Genomic DNA, 15,660 nt, shown 5'->3' on the forward strand with positions numbered 1-15,660 from the left:
AGGTATTTATCTTCTTACATATTATAAGTCCTCCTTTTCTTAGTTAGATAGTTTATTTATTTTTGTCAGTCGGTTTGTTAACGATTAATTTTTCTTTGTCGATTGTTAACTGATAGCCGGTCAGGTCTTTCAGTAGATTACAGACCTCTGCAAGGGTCACATCTCTTTTTATACCTCCTTTGTAACGCCTTTTGTCTAATGAAACGTTGGATTCAATGTTGATACCATACCATCTGCTTAATTCATCGAGAATCTGCTGCATATTTTTATTATCGAAATAGAAATAGCCGTCTTTCCATGCCGTTGCTTCTTCCATATCTGGTATAGGAAAGGCTACCAATTGACTGTTAACCATTTTTACTCCATTTCCAGCATCTATAAAAATCTCTTTTTCTTGTCCATTGATTTTTAGGCGTCCTTCTGTTAATAGTACTTTGGCGTTGGGCTTATAGGAATTGATATCAAAAGCTGTTCCTATAGCTTGGATACTAAGGTCATTAGCCTCTATGATGAATGGTCGTTTTGTGTCCTTGGCAACTTCAAAATAAGCTTCACCTTTTAATGTTACCTTCCGTTCATTTTCAGTGAAATTTGCTTTATAAATCAGTTCCGATTCCGAATTCACCCATACACGTGTACCATCACTTAGCGTTATCGTTATAGTAGATCTCTTGGGCACAATTAAAGTGTGTATCGGGTTGGACTTTTCGGTTTTGAGCTGTGAGTATAGTAATTTTCCATCTTTTAATTCGATACCTTGAGAAAGGCTTTGATCCACTTGTTTATTCATTAAGTTAATGTCTTCTTTTCCTTTAATCTTCAGGATAGCACCGTTTTCCCCTGGAAGGACATCATTTTTCTGTCCATAGACCTTATCTGGGATAAGATAATTGATAGGTTTTAGATAGGATTTCCAGATCCAAACGAAAGTAAAGAGTAATAATAGTGCGGCAGCTACTCCGATAGTAGTTTTCCATTTTCCATTCCACCGACGATAATTTGGAGCAATTTTTCTTTCATTATATTTGGTTTTTAAAATTTCCCACTCCTGATCTAGATCGGTGCTGCGTAAATCAAATGGAACTTGGATATCCGTATTCGCAAGACGGTGGCGTAAACTATCTTTTGCGTCAGGATATTTTTCCAACAAACGTTTTAGCTCATTTTCCTGTACAGTAGATAATTGTCCATCTTTCAGGAGTAATGAAGCCAATTCAGCCAATACTATTTTATCGGTTTCTATCATAATTCAATAACTAAATAACTTGAGGAATCAAAAAGGGTGACTCGGGATGAAAAAAAATAAAAAGGAATAATCTTTAAAACAAAAAGAAGTTTAATATTAAATTTAGGAATTTGGTTTTCAAAAGGTTTATCGCACGCATGCGTTGGGTTTTTACGGTGTTGACGGACACATCCAATTCCTGCGCTACCTCGTCATATTTCATGCCATCCAAGTAGATTAAACGGCAGATTCGTTGACACCCTTCAGGTAATTGGTCAAGTTCGCGGTGTAATGCGCCAATCAGTTCGGAATTGATAAGATCGTCCAGGATATTATGATTGTCGGATTCTTCTACGGTGATGGAATTGCGTATCTTATCAAATACCATATCCCGTCGTTTGGTGTTCATTGCCATATTTTTTACGGAGGTGTAGAGAAAACTTTTGATAACCCGTTCTCCTTTCTCCAACAGCTCTGGTCTATCCATTAGGACAATAAAAGCATCTTGTACAATATCCTTGGCTATTTCCTCCGAGTTGACCCATGGAAAGGCAAACGTACAGAGCTGTAGAAAATATGTTTTAAAATAATATTCGATGGATAACATTACCTAGCTATTTTTTAAAAATATAGCTATTATACAAAAATATTGGGAACAATGTGCTTAATTCATACAAAGCGATACCAGAGCTGTTTTTGCCAATAAATAATTGAAATGAACATTTTTAAGTGTTGTTTTTTGCTTTATCTAATATGATTAAAATAGTGCGATGAAACAGATTCTGGTTTTAATTTCCTTTGTAGCATTTGCTGGCTGTAAAATCAATACACAGAAATTGCAGATTTCTGCTATTCAAACCGTACCAAAACGAGTGGCAAAAGAGAATCCCGAAACTGGTACAACATATACTTTTACAAGCCGTAACGAAATAACAGAGCGGCTCGCACCCCAGATTTTTATGCTTTCCAAAACTGCTGAAACGCTACAATTTCGTATACAAGGAAATATTCATTCCAGTGGACATTCGATGAGTCGGGTCAGAAAAATTCGTTTCGAAAAACGCGAACAATATGGTAATACCATTACACTGCGCTACTTTGTTGAAATCAAGAAAATTCCTGGCAAGGAAAATGCAGATGTACGCGGTTACAATTATACAAAAGATGAAACGTATAAAATACCGAATGACGTTAAATTGATACAAATCGAATTGTATGAAGATCGACTTAATGACACATCAATTATCAATCCAGCGCTTATCGCTCAACATATCTTTAATTTTTTTGCGAAAATATAAAGGCGTATTTGTTTGACAAAGCAAGAGGAATAGGTAAAACTTGTCCCATGACAATCTTTAATCTGTTGAAACCCATTAACTTTATGCTGTACAAAAATGAGATAATATGAAACCTAAAATGATATGGGCCAATTTGGCGGTTGCTAATCTGGAACGCACACAGAAATTTTATGAAGTACTGGGATTTAAACCCAATAATCCCCATACTTCTAATGACCTGGTCAGCTTCTTTTTTGGGGAAAATGATTTTATAATTCATTTTTTTCTGAAAAATATACTGGAATCGAATGTAAAAGATGTCAATTTTGGCGATTCTCAGATAAGCAATGAGATCATATTCACACTTTCCGCAGAAAGCAAAGAACAAGCAGATCAATGGGCCAATGAAGTTGAAAGTGCTGGGGGAACGATTGTATCCAAACCGACCAGTTTCGGTAATAACTATTATGGATTTGTCTTTGCTGACCCTGATGGTCATAAGTTTAATGTCTTCAAGATGTAGCTAATTTAACATTAGGCCCTATTGAGAAGGCACATTTGAAATGCTATCCAATAAACAAAAAAAATAAGAATAGAAAATTCAGATATTCAGGATTGATAAGAAGCTTGTAGTAATTCTTTACCCATTACTTTTTCTCTAGACGCTTGCAAAAGAGAGCATAAATTAACTATTTAAATAGTTTCAAAGCATATTGAATTGTCGTTATAGCTACGGTTTATGATGGTGTGAAAAAATACTTTCAAAGCATGATGTATATATTGAAAGAAATACCGTGTTTTAAATTTTTATTATTTTTTCTGTAAATATAAATTATAAAATTTATATTTACAGAAAAAATAATTACACTAATATGCGTTTTATTTTCATTGTTATCTTGTCGGTTTTTGCTTTTAGCTGTAAAAAAGACGAAAATAATTTGGGTGATAAGGATCAGAATATGCTAAAGGCTGGCTTTTCTTACCTGAATCCACAGGGTAAAGAGTTTGGCGACTCTTTGATCGTTTTACCCGTGTCTGGATCTATTATGAATATCGACAATCCGCTTAGTGCCTATGCTGGAGCAACCTTCAAAAACAATGCGCACTGGACATGGGGCAAAGGTCGCGACTTGACCAAGGATGTCGTTTTATCGTGGAAAGTAATTGATACCAAGGATAACAAATTAGTCAAAACCTCTAACATGGAAGACCTGCAATTAGAACTTTATGAGTTAGGGAAATATAAACTTATACAATATACTTATGCTAGTGTAGCATATAGAGATATAGCTAAACCTTTAGACTCTGTCTCAAAGCTTGTTGAGATTGTCAATAAAAGACAAATTGATTCTATTGGTATTGACCTCCTTTCTTTTAGTAGTCCATATCTTAATTGGAACTTAAATTCGAAGGAGCCCGTTGATGTTTTTGTTTCAATATACAGAAACAAGGGTGAACTTATGCTGGGCAAAGCTCCGCTTTTTAAATCCAAGGTGATCAGGGGTGTTAAGTCAGGTGCAACAGCGTTAAAATTTGATATTCCGGGATCAACTACCTTATCTAGTTTTAGCAAGCCTATCAACTCTGACGATGATCTTCTCATTCAGCTCAATGTTGAGCAAAACGGAACAACATACACATTAATAGATAACGAACGGGGACTGGTCATACAACGTCTACAAAGCGGATACTTATCTAAAGATAACAGCCACCTATTGGAAGAATTCAAATTAGCCTATGGGAAAATGGCACTCATTATCAATACATCATATCAATTCATGCAATAATAGGGCAGGGGCTAGCTGATACCCTTGTTATATGTTTGGTCAGTAGGTATTTAAAGACGGAACTATTCTAAAGAATATTTTAATATTTATCGAATGGAATTTATATTATCAATAGTAATTGCCAATATCTTTATTTTGCTGGCATTACTTCATCTCTTTTGGGTATTCGGAGGTCAGTGGGGGATTAGTGCTACCATACCTACGGACTTGAATGGGAGAAGGTTATTTAATCCTGGTTGGCAGGGGACTTTACTTGTCGCCATTGGATTATTATTTTTTGCATTGATAAACCTCTCTGCCATTGGGATGATAAAGGTTCCCTTCGAGAATCGCTATGTACTTTATGGCATGTATGTGATTAGCGGTATTTTCTTTTTGCGATTTATAGGTGATCTGAAATATGTTGGAATATTTAAGAAGTATAGACAGTCCGTATTTGCATCGCGGGATACCTACATCTATAGTCCGTTATCCCTGTTTTTATCACTTTCCAATGGAATTTTAGCCGTTTTATTATAAGGGGATATTGTCCTGTTTTTTTGCTCTCGTATTAATGATCTGTTTACCCTTAATTTTTAAATTACATAGATCTATATTAGCGGTCGATACCAATATATTAGAATAAATAAAAGGAGCAGTTCAAAAATCAAAAATGTGCTCCAGGAATTGAATATTTGAAAAAGATAGTGTAGATGGTTACGAAATAAAAAAATAGGAGTGTCCAACCACTGTGGACACCCCTCTATAGGTTTAAGCCAATCGAAGACTAATTGGAAAAGACCCCGAAATCAGCCAGATGTGAATAGAAGAAATCACCCCAGGAATTCACAGACTCTATTTTAAGATAGCGTGTGCTTATCGTTGAATCAAGATTTACATTGATCCAGGAACCAGAAACTTTGCTCAGCTGAGCTGATTTAATTAAGGTCCAACTTGTACCATTGGTGCTTGTATAAATGTTAATATCTTTCATTGCCCCATTCAGATTATCGCGGTTTCGAAATGCAAGTCCTTTTACTGACCGTAGAGCACCCATATTCACAGAGAAGAAGTGAGGTTGTGGTGTTTGGGCTGAAGACCATGGCGTATGCCAGATTGTATTTCTGTTCATATCTAACACATTGCTTGCGGGAGCACCAGATTCATTGCTGTCACTGCCTAAGATCGACCAGCCTGTTGTTGGCAATAGTTTATGAGTGACAACTTTGCTGAGATCAGGAACATTATTGACAAAGTTGTAAGCATAACCTAATGTTGAGCGGCTTCCGTTGACATGCATAAAGCCGATACGCATTTCATAATTTCCGTTTAAATCATAAAAATCTGCCAGCGGGCACTCGAATCTGAAGCTATCTTGGCCAATGATTTTTGTCGCCCATTGTACGGCATCATAATCATTATTGCCACCAAAAGGTTCCCTGTCATGCCAAACAACGATATCATTTACAGGTTTGGTTGTGGTAAATTTTCCAGAAATAATGATTTTATCGTTGCTGTAGCTTGAGGATAATGAAGTGATCTCCGCAGATGCAGCACCATACCAGTCATTTCTTGTCACGGTGCTAAACACCTGGCTGTTATTAAAGGTTGCTGCAGTGGTAGCTGTCAATGAAGTGGTGGAGATTCCATAAGTTGAATTGCCAGATCCCATCAATGCAGTACCTAGAGTTGGGGCCAATGTCTTGTTCATTCGGTTATGGCTAGCATTTAAGCCATGGCCAAGTTCATGAATCATTCCACCTATCCAGACTGTCGCTTTCCAGCCAATATCTCCACCTATTCCAAGGTTTTTTGCGTCCAGATTTATGTAATCCAATGCATAACAGGTCGTGCCAGTACCATAAAATGGTGGGCCTCCTGGATTAGCGGGATCAGTATTATAAGTAGGAATAACAATCAGGTTGTGCTCACTTTTTTTGACTGTGGGGTTCTGTGCAAAATAGGCATCTACTTCGGATTTTACTGCACCGCTACCGCCTGAATAAGGGTAAGTTGACTTACCAAATTTTCCTGCAATGTAGTGGATATTGATCAGGGTGTCATTTGTCAGATCCAATCCAAAGGATTTGCGACCAAAACCTTCACGGTTCATATTCGAGGCAAACATTTCCTGTGCATCAAGAAGGATCCGACTGATTCGTTTTTTAAAGTTGGGAATTGAATCGACATCATTGGGCACGAAGTAAATGACATTGAGTTTGTACGGATTTTGGCGCCATTCATTCGTAATCGTCGCGCTGGATGCTTTTAGTTTTAGATTTTCACTGTTTTCATCCGTTGGGATGAGCGTCTTATTACACGACGCTACACCCAGAGCCAAGGTGGCAATCAATAAATTTAAAAGTTTTCTCATAATGGTTTATATTGTATAATAATGAATATAAACCATTGAGCTTATTATCTAGAAAAAAAATTACATTTTTTATCCAATATTGTTTAATCAATCGATTGATAAATGGATTTTAATAATTGTTTTGTAACATTTATTAATTCAGTTGATAAAAATTAAGTTATAAGACGGAGGTGATTTATCCCTTTTATAAATAGATCCGAAAACTATTATTGTCACTGAAAGATAAGATCTATCGTCGAACCGATAATAAAAGCCGTTATTATAAACATTATAAATCCTAAAATATGGGCGACTAACGCTTTTAAATAGCTAGCTATTTTAGGGGGATCGAAAAACTGTCCCATTGCCCAAGCACAGTATATGAATGCAATTTTACTAGCATACATCATGAGATGTATATGGGTAATACCTTCTATTATTGCAAAAACACAATATATCAACATAGTCATTCCCAAAGTAAAACACAACAGGATGATAATTTCAAAGAGATTGAAACCATATTTTCTAAAAAATAGTTTAGCCCAAAATGCAATAAATATTCCTATCATAATATTGGCATAACCATAATGGGTTTGGATCCAGATAAATATAGCGCCTGTAGTGGAGTGTCGGGAATTATAGTAACTAATATATTTGTCTTCGATATGAAAATAATGGCTTACAATCGAGTAGATTAGTGAGGTGACAATAATAAAAATAATAGGTTTGACCAAGCGACTTCGATTTTCGGAAATGTAATTCCGTATATTTTTTCCCGGAGTGGTGACTAGTTCTCGAATAGTATATAAAATACCACGTTCGAAGTGAAGGACGTGTTCGATCTCTTGGGCGATATAGTGCGCATCTATCCTTTTTAGGACCGCAGGCTGGCCACAATTTGGACAAAAATTGGAGATGATATTAGTTTCACAGTTTTTGCAATTTGTCATTTTTAAGGTAATTAAGGCTGTAATGATATATTTCGGTTTGTTGTTCGCCAAAGCTCTCCGGTTAGGGATAATTGTTGTCCACGTAGTCAATAGATTTTTGGCTCCCTATTGATTTCTATTTTGCTCAAAAATATTACAGATTATCATAATAAAAGCTACACCTGAGTGTAGTTTTATTTATTTTTGAAGTATAGAGTTTGAACATGGATGTTAACGATTTATTTTCACCCAAAAATACGGTGGATAGTCTTTCAGCAAAAGATTTAGAACAGACCAAAGATTATATAGAAATAGTTAAAGCTTTCGCACGTATTACTTACCAAAGTATCTATGTGATAGATTATCAATTGAAAGCATTTGAATTTGTTTCAGATAATCCGTTGTTTCTGGCAGGTTTAAGTTCAAAACAGGTTGTTGAGATGGGATACGGATTTTACCAGAAATATGTCCCTGCGACGGATTTTCAGATGCTCATTCAGATCAACAATGCCGGCTTTAATTTCTATGAAAATATTCCATTGGAGGAGCGGAAGCTACATGTTATATCCTATGATTTTCAAATACAAGATGCAAATAAGAAATATATTTTGATCAATCACAAGTTAACACCGTTTTTTCTAACTGAGAAGGGAAAGATATGGAAGGCCATGTGTATCGTATCTCTATCTTCAAATGTATCTTCAGGAAATGTAACCATAGAAAAACTTCATTCTGATTTATTGTGGGAGCTTGACCTATTGACCGAAAATGGATCGCCCGTATAAAAATTAATCTCACAGAACGTGAAATCGAAATTTTACGTTATTATCATCGCGGACTTACTATCTACGAAACTTCCAAGAAGATCTTCATTTCAATCGATACGGTGAAATTTCATCGGCGGAAATTATTTGAAAAATTGGGCGTAGGCAATATGAATGAGGCCTTGACCTTTGCTTTGAATAATAGGTTGTTATGAGTATTCCATTGCCAATCTCGTTTTGATTAAACAAAGCGATTCGAAGTTCCGACAAGATTCGCAAAAGAAAATGTAATTCTAATCGTATCATTATGAATATTTTAATTGTTTACAGTCATCCGAGCGAGAAATCCTATACTTTTGATATATTCAACCATCTGAAGAATATATTGGCAGCCCAAAAATGGAATGTTGAAGTTTCTGATTTATATGCAAATAATTTTCAGGGTATTATGACCGCAACGGAATACCAAAGAGAAGGGAATGCAGACACAGCGCTGCCAGTTCCTAGGGATGTGATTGAAGAGCAGCAAAAAATTGAAAATGCTGACTGTATTATCTTTCTCTATCCGGTCTGGTGGAGCGATTGTCCGGCAATGATGAAAGGTTGGTTTGACCGGGTATATTCGGTTGGCTATGCCTATGGACAAAAGCCAGACTTGCCTAAAATGAAAATAGTCAAATATGGAATAGTCATCTGTACTGCAGGTCATCCCAATAACTTTTTAGAGGAAATCGGCATTGCCCAAAGCATGGAGAAAGTTATGCTTGAGGACAGGTTAGGGAAACGCTTTCAGCACAAGGAAATGCTAATACTAGGGGGCACCTTGGCAATTGACAATGTGCGGGAAAAACATCAGGAACAAGTCAATGAATTAGTGAAAAAGATGAGCATTAACCCGTTGTTGTGATTGGCATAATCGGGGCGAAATTTTGAATATACGGCTCTTTATAAGAATTATTATTTCGTAAATTTATCCTATGAAGCGATTCCGATGTCTATAGATAAATCGCTTCTTCATTCTTAATATAACAAATGCATGGACAGCACGAAACGAAATAGGGGCTTTCTCTTCACACAGTATACCGAGCCGTTTCAGACACCTTTTGATAAATTATTTAATATTTTCAAAGAACTGATTACACATACTGCCGGTGATTTTGATGAAGCTATTGATTGGCTGCGTCAATTGGATAGAGAGTTCAAATTGACCACTCCAGAATATACGATCGACGATTTCATTGCGGATCTCAAGAACAAAGGATATATCCGAGAAAAATTGGGCTTTGGTGGTGATGGCGGTGTAGATCTTACATCCAAGCTGGAAAAAGCTTTGCGACAGAATGCGTTAGATCAGATTTTCGGAAAGATGCGAAAAGGATCGTCAGGTAACCATAAAACCAATCATCAGGGGCGGAGCGACGAAAATATGGGCGATTTTAGAAGCTTTCAGTTTGGAGACAGCCTGGAGAAAATCGTATTGACCGAGAGCTTGAAAAATGCACAGATCAATCACGGGATAGGAGAGTTTAGCTTATCAGAAAATGATCTGGTTGTAGAGGATACGCAGTTTAAATCGCAAATGAGTACGGTGTTGATGATTGACATCAGCCATAGTATGATTCTATACGGGGAAGACCGGATCACACCCGCGAAGAAAGTGGCTATGGCCTTATCGGAGCTCATCATCACACGTTATCCCAAAGACTCCCTTGACATCATTGTCTTCGGTAACGACGCCTGGCCGATAGCGATCAAAGATCTGCCTTATCTGCAAGTAGGACCTTTTCATACCAATACTGTCGCTGGCCTTCAGTTGGCGATGGATATACTCAGACGAAAACGGCATGCCAATAAGCAGATCTTTATGATTACTGACGGAAAGCCGAGCTGTTTAAATATGCCTGATGGCACTTACTATAAGAATCCGATGGGTTTGGATCCTTTTATTACCAGCAAGTGCTATAGCATGGCAGCACAAGCCCGAAAGCTGGGGATACCCATTACCACCTTTATGATCACTTCAGATCCTTATCTGCAGCAATTTGTCAACGAATTTACAGCTTCAAACCAAGGCAAAGCATACTACACAGGACTTGGAGATTTGGGCGGAATGATTTTTGAAGATTACGAAGAAAATCGTAAAAAAAGAATACGATAAACACATCGTTTATCGATAATAGGATATCATCTTGCGCAACGTTTGCGCCTCATCATTAGGAATATATGGATTATACGAAGATTACAACATTTGGCGCATTGAAAACATCAGGTTACAAACCTAAGACGATAAAAGAAGAATTGCGCCAGAATCTGATTACAAAAATAAGCAAAGGCGAAAACGTTTTTACTGGTGTACATGGTTACGAGGACACAGTTATTCCCGAACTTGAAAGAGCCATTCTCTCCAAGCATAATATTAATTTTCTAGGTCTTCGTGGTCAGGCAAAGACACGCCTGGCTAGGCTTATGGTTAATCTGCTGGATGAATATATACCTGTGGTACAGGGTTCGGAGATCAATGATGACCCATTTAATCCTATATCGCGCTACGCGCAGGAATTATTGAAGGAAAACGGGGATGACACCCCGATAAGTTGGCTTCATCGAAGCGACCGTTTTGCTGAGAAACTTGCCACTCCTGATGTGACCGTAGCAGATTTAATCGGTGATGTAGATCCTATCAAAGCCGCTAATCTGCGCTTGAGTTATGCGGACGATCGTGTGATTCATTTTGGCATGATTCCACGGGCAAACCGTTCGATATTTGTGATTAATGAGCTGCCCGATCTTCAAGCTAGGATTCAGGTGGCCCTTTTTAATATCTTGCAGGAGGGGGATGTTCAGATTCGTGGATTTAAGTTACGTCTACCATTAGATGTACAGTTTGTGTTCACTGCAAACCCAGAGGATTATACCAATAGGGGAAGTATTGTGACGCCGTTGAAGGATCGGATAGGATCCCAGATACTAACACACTACCCCGCATCTGTTGAGGTGGCAAAGGCAATTACTGCCCAAGAGGCCAATTTGGAAGCTGCGCAGAAGGAGCGAATATATGTTCCCGAGCTGGCTCGTGAATTAATTGAGCAGATCAGTTTTGAAGCCCGAAATAGCGAATATGTTGATGAAAAAAGTGGTGTCAGCGCACGGATGAGCATTACAGCATTTCAAAATCTGTTAAGTACAGCTGAATTGCGCATGCTTAGAAATAAAACAAAAGCGACTGCGGTGCGCTTGAGCGATTTTATGGGTATTGTACCGGCTATAACCGGTAAGGTGGAGCTGGTTTACGAAGGTGAACAGGAGGGGGCTGCTACTGTGGCGTTGCAGTTGATCGAAAATGCCGTAAAAAGTATCTTTCCAATCTTGTTTCCCAAAATTGAGAAGCTGGAAAAGGAAAACGAGCGTTATCCCTATGATGATATCGTTCGTTGGTTTTCGGAATCGGAAGGTATTGAGCTGTCCGATGAACTCTCTGATGCGGATTATGAGAGCTTATTAGATCAAATGACACCTATCCAAACGCTGATACAACAATATCAGCCAGAGACCAAGACAGAGGATCGCTACTTCCTGACCGAATTTGTACTTTGGGGGCTAGCGCTAAATAACAAATTAAGTAAATATAGGTTAGGCAATGGCCTGCAGTTTCAAGATAACTTTCAAGGATATCTGAGAAACAATCTATAACAATCGGATAAAAACTTCCCTCTGTTAGTTCGAGGGAAGCTTTTTTGTTTTATGTGTTTATCCTTTGTAGGATATATAGCAGGGAATAAAGATAAGCCTTGACTGTTTTTCCAAACGAATATAAATCCATTGATAGTGAAATTTGCAGAATATTTAGTCCCTGATTTCTCTCGGCTGCTGGCTGCATACTTACCTGTCGACCTTATCATAGTTTACTCCAAGATAAATTTGATGCATTTTTGTTGGCAAATAGGGATAGGCAATACGCTTCTTTTCCCATTCAGATCATATATCAAATAAAAGGACAAACTGAGCACATCCCCCAGTTTTGGTCAATCTATAAATTCGCATGTGTTTTACTTCTTTTTCAGGTAACGGTTTATTACTGGACTGAAATCTATTTTGGAGGATATCTGCATATGGTCTACCAAAATTGATTCCGGAAATTCATCCAACGATTTAAAATTAATACAGCCTTTTTGGAATTTGGCTTTGGGCAATTTTGATTTTAGCTCATCCATGAGTTGTGGCTTGGAATACATCACCAACGAGTGGAATGAAATATAGTTTTTAGCAACTGTAAGTCCATATTTGAAAACACCCTGTTCATTATAACTGATCGCATTGGGATTAGACATGAATTTTCCAAAGCTTTCAGAAACAGCTTTGTCATTTTCTAATATTACTTTTCGGAATTGACTAATCGCTTGTTGTTCGGTTTGCGAAAGTGTACTGATATATTGTTCTATTTCCATAATTTTTTATCGTCCCTAGGTCTTTTGTTTACCATCTAAAATTATTCAATTTTCTTTGATTCAGCTATAGTTCTAGATTAAAAAAATAAACTCCTAAGTTTAAAGACTTGCTGGTCGAAAGGTACGATTTCTAAGGTATATCAAACGTTTATGACGACAGAAGGTCTTGATCAAATCTGGACTAAAAAGCTAAATGTAAAATCAGAGGTCCGTTATATCAATGCGTTCGATTTTAATAAGGGCGAAACAACCAGAATGAAGGGCCTTGAATTGAAAACAGAGAACTATATTCTGTGGGAATATATAACCTAAGATAAGGAATGGGTGACGACAAATTAGTCAAATTGTTTCCAGCGTAAAAACTCATCCACAATAGGCAGATCTGCTTCCGCCCAGTCGTAATGCTTTAGCTCAGCGGCATCTACCCATATCGCTTGCGCATGTTCCAGTGTATCCACTTCACCCGAATGCAGACTGCATACAAATGGATAGAGCTGTAGCGAGAATTCGGCGTAATGGTGCTCTATCACCGTGAGCGCTTTATGTATAGTAATATCAATATTGAGTTCCTCTTTGATCTCCCTGCGTAGGCAGTCTTCTTTAGACTCTTCGGCTTCAATCTTCCCACCCGGAAATTCCCATTTCAATGGTAACTTCATCGACGCAGAGCGTTGGCAAATCAGAATTTTATTAGCGTGTTGTATAATCGCGCAGGTTACTTGGAGCATAGTGCTCAAAGGTATTAATTTTTTCATAATTTGTCTTTTTGCATATTAAAGCTGTTCTAGAAGCTTTCATTCGTAATAAGGCGTGAGCTAAGCTATCCCACATCGGCCAACCTATAAAACTACACCCAAGTGTAGCTTTTATTCGAGCAAACTGTGATATTTTTGAATCAATAAGAACAAACTAACACATGAAAAGCCTGAAAAATACAGTACAGTTGATTCAATTATCTAACAGAGCAAAAGGGATGAATTTTAAAATCATCCTCATATTGCTTTGTGGAATCCTTTTTGGAAAAGTTTATGCGCAAAAAATTGAAGTCTTAAATTTTGCGACTTTTCACATGACATATACACCTGATGCACATAAAGTAAAATTTAATGAAAAGGATGACAAAAATAAAAAAGAGACTTATAAAATAGCAAAGATGCTGGCGGAATTCAAACCGACAATAATTTGTGTGGAAGTACTTCCAACCAAAAATGAGGAATTGAACGCAGGCTACAGGAGTTTTAAGGAAATTAAAGATTATACCCCAAAATATGGAGGGGAGATCGCCTTAATTGCTTACGAAATTGGTAAAATGACTAGCGTAAACAAAATATATGGTATCGACGAGCAGCAGACAGCAGCTTATAACTATAATATAGGGAATGAACTGGAAAATCAGGTGGACAGTATAACCTCAAAAAAATACAACGCCAGTATTCTTAAAGAATTTATGGCCGCAGAAAACCTTTCTGTGCTAGAAAAATTGAAGCTATTTAATCGCAAAGCGACTTTCCAAAAATTTATAAATCTAAATGCTGATATTTTAACTCACAACAGTACAAAAGGCAATTTCGAAGGGGCAGATGAAGCGAGCAAATTTTATAGACGAAATCTGCGGATATTCTCCAATTTGAACCAGATACCAGTCAACAACGATGATCGAATTTTTATACTAATGGGAGCTACCCATAGTGCTTGTCTGGATGAATTCATGCAGAGAAGTCCTAAATACCAGCTTGTTGATATTGAAAATTATCTGAAATAAATAGTAGGAATACAAGGTAATTTAAGACCATTTGGATACTTTCCAAACGGCCTTTTTATATTTATAGCATACCCCATGTCTTCGTGTTATGCTGTACAGTTCTTTGAATAAGTCCTCAAATTTTGATCCTCAAAAGAGTAATCACATTGTTTGAAATAAGCTTATAACCAATTTACACTTCCTGTTTCAACATCATAATTGGCACCAACAATCTTGATCTTACCTTCTTCTTCAAGTTTACGAAGTGTTGAACTTTGTCTGCGAATATCTTTAATTGCATGTTTAATATTCTGTTGGTTAAGTTTCTCCAGCAATACACTATTTTTTGATGAACGCTCTTCATTCTCATCAATCACTTCATTGATAATAGGATCAAAATGATTAACTAAATGGTTCAAGTTGTCCATTCCCATTTTTTCGATTTGTGCAGCATCCAATCCACCTTTCAAAGCACCACATTTGGTATGGCCTAAAACGACAACCAGTTTAGATCCAGCAACATTACAGCCAAATTCCATAGAGCCTAGAATATCTTGATTGACAAAATTTCCTGCAATTCTGATACTGAAAATGTCACCCAAACCTTGGTCAAATATAAGTTCAGCAGAAGTGCGGCTATCGATACAGCTTAACACCACAGCAAATGGCCATTGACCCTCACGAGTAGCATTTACCTGTTCGAGTAGATCCCGGTTTGCTTTTAGATTATTGACAAAGCGTTGATTGCCTTCTTTTAAGAAGTCTAATGCTTTTTCAGGAGTAATTGTCGATTGTGTTTCGTACGTATGTGCCTTCATAAAATTTAAATATTTGAATATTAAAGATAGGATAAATTCGTTAAATTTTAATGACGAAAAGAGATCGTATTTTCTGCTCCTTTGAATTTTCTGGCTGTACAAAGCAATGCACAGCACATGTAGGACTATTTTTTTTGATATCTGTTAGACGGGTAGATAGAAGCCTAATATATACTAGATTGCCGTCAAATTTGCTGATACAATGACTCATGCCACCGCGAAGCAAAAAAAGCTTATGAAGCTGCGAATCATAAATAGCTATAAACAAATATTAAATAGCCTTTAACTTTTGTTGTTATGTAAGTTACCTTTATATCGGGTTGGTTTTTAATTCTTTTAGGA

General features: G+C 37.1%; 17 protein-coding genes. 10 read left to right on the top strand and 7 right to left on the bottom strand.

Annotated features, from left to right (window positions below):
• Positions 1-52: 52 nt before the first annotated feature.
• On the bottom strand, positions 53-1,246 hold the full coding sequence (locus LC454_RS12765) for a FecR family protein (RefSeq protein WP_223582870.1): 1,194 nt from the start codon (positions 1,244-1,246) through the stop codon (positions 53-55).
• Between the two features lie 73 nt (positions 1,247-1,319).
• Positions 1,320-1,832 (bottom strand): sigma-70 family RNA polymerase sigma factor, encoded by a 513-nt coding sequence (locus tag LC454_RS12770; RefSeq protein WP_223582873.1) that lies wholly within the window; start codon positions 1,830-1,832, stop codon positions 1,320-1,322.
• A gap of 163 nt (positions 1,833-1,995) precedes the next feature.
• Here LC454_RS12770 and LC454_RS12775 point away from each other — a divergent pair, with 163 nt between their 5' ends.
• The 4 genes from LC454_RS12775 (at position 1,996) to LC454_RS12790 (ending at position 4,808) form a co-directional block, all read left to right on the top strand.
• Positions 1,996-2,523: a hypothetical protein gene (locus LC454_RS12775; RefSeq protein WP_223582875.1), complete on the top strand. Its 528-nt coding sequence runs from the start codon at positions 1,996-1,998 to the stop codon at positions 2,521-2,523.
• A 106-nt stretch (positions 2,524-2,629) separates the two neighbouring features.
• On the top strand, positions 2,630-3,025 hold the full coding sequence (locus LC454_RS12780) for a VOC family protein (RefSeq protein ID WP_120257064.1): 396 nt from the start codon (positions 2,630-2,632) through the stop codon (positions 3,023-3,025).
• A 349-nt stretch (positions 3,026-3,374) separates the two neighbouring features.
• Positions 3,375-4,289: a hypothetical protein gene (locus tag LC454_RS12785; RefSeq protein WP_223582876.1), complete on the top strand. Its 915-nt coding sequence runs from the start codon at positions 3,375-3,377 to the stop codon at positions 4,287-4,289.
• A 93-nt stretch (positions 4,290-4,382) separates the two neighbouring features.
• Complete coding sequence (locus LC454_RS12790; RefSeq protein ID WP_223582877.1) at positions 4,383-4,808, top strand: DUF3995 domain-containing protein; 426 nt, start codon at positions 4,383-4,385, stop codon at positions 4,806-4,808.
• A gap of 247 nt (positions 4,809-5,055) precedes the next feature.
• On the opposite strand, the gene LC454_RS12795 is transcribed toward LC454_RS12790, so the two are convergent.
• Together LC454_RS12795 and LC454_RS12800 are read right to left on the bottom strand one after the other, a co-directional pair.
• Positions 5,056-6,642, bottom strand: a complete 1,587-nt coding sequence (locus LC454_RS12795; RefSeq protein ID WP_223582878.1) for a discoidin domain-containing protein — start codon at positions 6,640-6,642, stop codon at positions 5,056-5,058.
• Positions 6,643-6,854: 212 nt separating this feature from the next.
• Positions 6,855-7,571 carry a DUF3667 domain-containing protein gene (locus LC454_RS12800; RefSeq protein ID WP_223582879.1) on the bottom strand — a complete coding sequence of 239 codons (717 nt, stop codon included), beginning with the start codon at positions 7,569-7,571 and terminating at the stop codon, positions 6,855-6,857.
• A gap of 203 nt (positions 7,572-7,774) precedes the next feature.
• Between LC454_RS12800 and LC454_RS12805 the strand changes: the two genes are divergently transcribed.
• The 5 genes from LC454_RS12805 to LC454_RS12825 all read left to right on the top strand — a co-directional run bounded on the left by LC454_RS12805 (position 7,775) and on the right by LC454_RS12825 (position 12,004).
• Entirely contained in the window at positions 7,775-8,335 is a 561-nt protein-coding gene (locus tag LC454_RS12805) for a hypothetical protein (RefSeq protein WP_223582880.1), read from the top strand.
• A gap of 2 nt (positions 8,336-8,337) precedes the next feature.
• Positions 8,338-8,529 (top strand): LuxR C-terminal-related transcriptional regulator, encoded by a 192-nt coding sequence (locus LC454_RS26630; protein WP_223583002.1) that lies wholly within the window; start codon positions 8,338-8,340, stop codon positions 8,527-8,529.
• Between the two features lie 92 nt (positions 8,530-8,621).
• Positions 8,622-9,221, top strand: coding sequence for an NAD(P)H-dependent oxidoreductase (locus LC454_RS12815; RefSeq protein WP_223582881.1), 600 nt, complete (start codon positions 8,622-8,624; stop codon positions 9,219-9,221).
• 129 nt (positions 9,222-9,350) lie between these two features.
• A complete protein-coding gene (locus LC454_RS12820; RefSeq protein WP_223582882.1) occupies positions 9,351-10,472 on the top strand; it encodes a vWA domain-containing protein in 1,122 nt (373 codons plus the stop codon).
• Positions 10,473-10,537: 65 nt separating this feature from the next.
• Entirely contained in the window at positions 10,538-12,004 is a 1,467-nt protein-coding gene (locus tag LC454_RS12825) for a sigma 54-interacting transcriptional regulator (RefSeq protein WP_223582883.1), read from the top strand.
• 356 nt (positions 12,005-12,360) lie between these two features.
• Here LC454_RS12825 and LC454_RS12830 read toward each other — a convergent pair whose 3' ends face one another.
• Together LC454_RS12830 and LC454_RS12835 are read right to left on the bottom strand one after the other, a co-directional pair.
• Positions 12,361-12,759, bottom strand: a complete 399-nt coding sequence (locus tag LC454_RS12830; protein WP_223582884.1) for a DUF1801 domain-containing protein — start codon at positions 12,757-12,759, stop codon at positions 12,361-12,363.
• Positions 12,760-13,094: 335 nt separating this feature from the next.
• Positions 13,095-13,514, bottom strand: coding sequence for a (deoxy)nucleoside triphosphate pyrophosphohydrolase (locus tag LC454_RS12835; RefSeq protein ID WP_223582885.1), 420 nt, complete (start codon positions 13,512-13,514; stop codon positions 13,095-13,097).
• 161 nt (positions 13,515-13,675) lie between these two features.
• On the opposite strand from LC454_RS12835, the gene LC454_RS12840 reads away from it, so the two are divergent.
• Entirely contained in the window at positions 13,676-14,521 is an 846-nt protein-coding gene (locus LC454_RS12840; protein ID WP_223582886.1) for a DUF5694 domain-containing protein, read from the top strand.
• Positions 14,522-14,682: 161 nt separating this feature from the next.
• Here LC454_RS12840 and LC454_RS12845 read toward each other — a convergent pair whose 3' ends face one another.
• Positions 14,683-15,435 carry a carbonic anhydrase family protein gene (locus tag LC454_RS12845; protein ID WP_317196260.1) on the bottom strand — a complete coding sequence of 251 codons (753 nt, stop codon included), beginning with the start codon at positions 15,433-15,435 and terminating at the stop codon, positions 14,683-14,685.
• Positions 15,436-15,660: the final 225 nt, after the last annotated feature.

The sequence above is a fragment of the Sphingobacterium sp. GVS05A genome (assembly GCF_019969845.1).
Lineage (GTDB): Bacteria > Bacteroidota > Bacteroidia > Sphingobacteriales > Sphingobacteriaceae > Sphingobacterium.

Excerpts from the sequence above, each read along its gene's own strand:
- LC454_RS12765 (WP_223582870.1), bottom strand. The coding sequence starts at position 1,246 with ATGATAGAAACCGATAAAATAGTATTGGCTGAATTGGCTTCATTACTC.
- LC454_RS12770 (WP_223582873.1), bottom strand. The coding sequence starts at position 1,832 with ATGTTATCCATCGAATATTATTTTAAAACATATTTTCTACAGCTCTGT.
- LC454_RS12775 (WP_223582875.1), top strand. The coding sequence starts at position 1,996 with ATGAAACAGATTCTGGTTTTAATTTCCTTTGTAGCATTTGCTGGCTGT.
- LC454_RS12780 (WP_120257064.1), top strand. The coding sequence starts at position 2,630 with ATGAAACCTAAAATGATATGGGCCAATTTGGCGGTTGCTAATCTGGAA.
- LC454_RS12785 (WP_223582876.1), top strand. The coding sequence starts at position 3,375 with ATGCGTTTTATTTTCATTGTTATCTTGTCGGTTTTTGCTTTTAGCTGT.
- LC454_RS12790 (WP_223582877.1), top strand. The coding sequence starts at position 4,383 with ATGGAATTTATATTATCAATAGTAATTGCCAATATCTTTATTTTGCTG.
- LC454_RS12795 (WP_223582878.1), bottom strand. The coding sequence starts at position 6,642 with ATGAGAAAACTTTTAAATTTATTGATTGCCACCTTGGCTCTGGGTGTA.
- LC454_RS12800 (WP_223582879.1), bottom strand. The coding sequence starts at position 7,571 with ATGACAAATTGCAAAAACTGTGAAACTAATATCATCTCCAATTTTTGT.
- LC454_RS12805 (WP_223582880.1), top strand. The coding sequence starts at position 7,775 with ATGGATGTTAACGATTTATTTTCACCCAAAAATACGGTGGATAGTCTT.
- LC454_RS12815 (WP_223582881.1), top strand. The coding sequence starts at position 8,622 with ATGAATATTTTAATTGTTTACAGTCATCCGAGCGAGAAATCCTATACT.
- LC454_RS12820 (WP_223582882.1), top strand. The coding sequence starts at position 9,351 with ATGGACAGCACGAAACGAAATAGGGGCTTTCTCTTCACACAGTATACC.
- LC454_RS12825 (WP_223582883.1), top strand. The coding sequence starts at position 10,538 with ATGGATTATACGAAGATTACAACATTTGGCGCATTGAAAACATCAGGT.
- LC454_RS12830 (WP_223582884.1), bottom strand. The coding sequence starts at position 12,759 with ATGGAAATAGAACAATATATCAGTACACTTTCGCAAACCGAACAACAA.
- LC454_RS12835 (WP_223582885.1), bottom strand. The coding sequence starts at position 13,514 with ATGAAAAAATTAATACCTTTGAGCACTATGCTCCAAGTAACCTGCGCG.
- LC454_RS12840 (WP_223582886.1), top strand. The coding sequence starts at position 13,676 with ATGAAAAGCCTGAAAAATACAGTACAGTTGATTCAATTATCTAACAGA.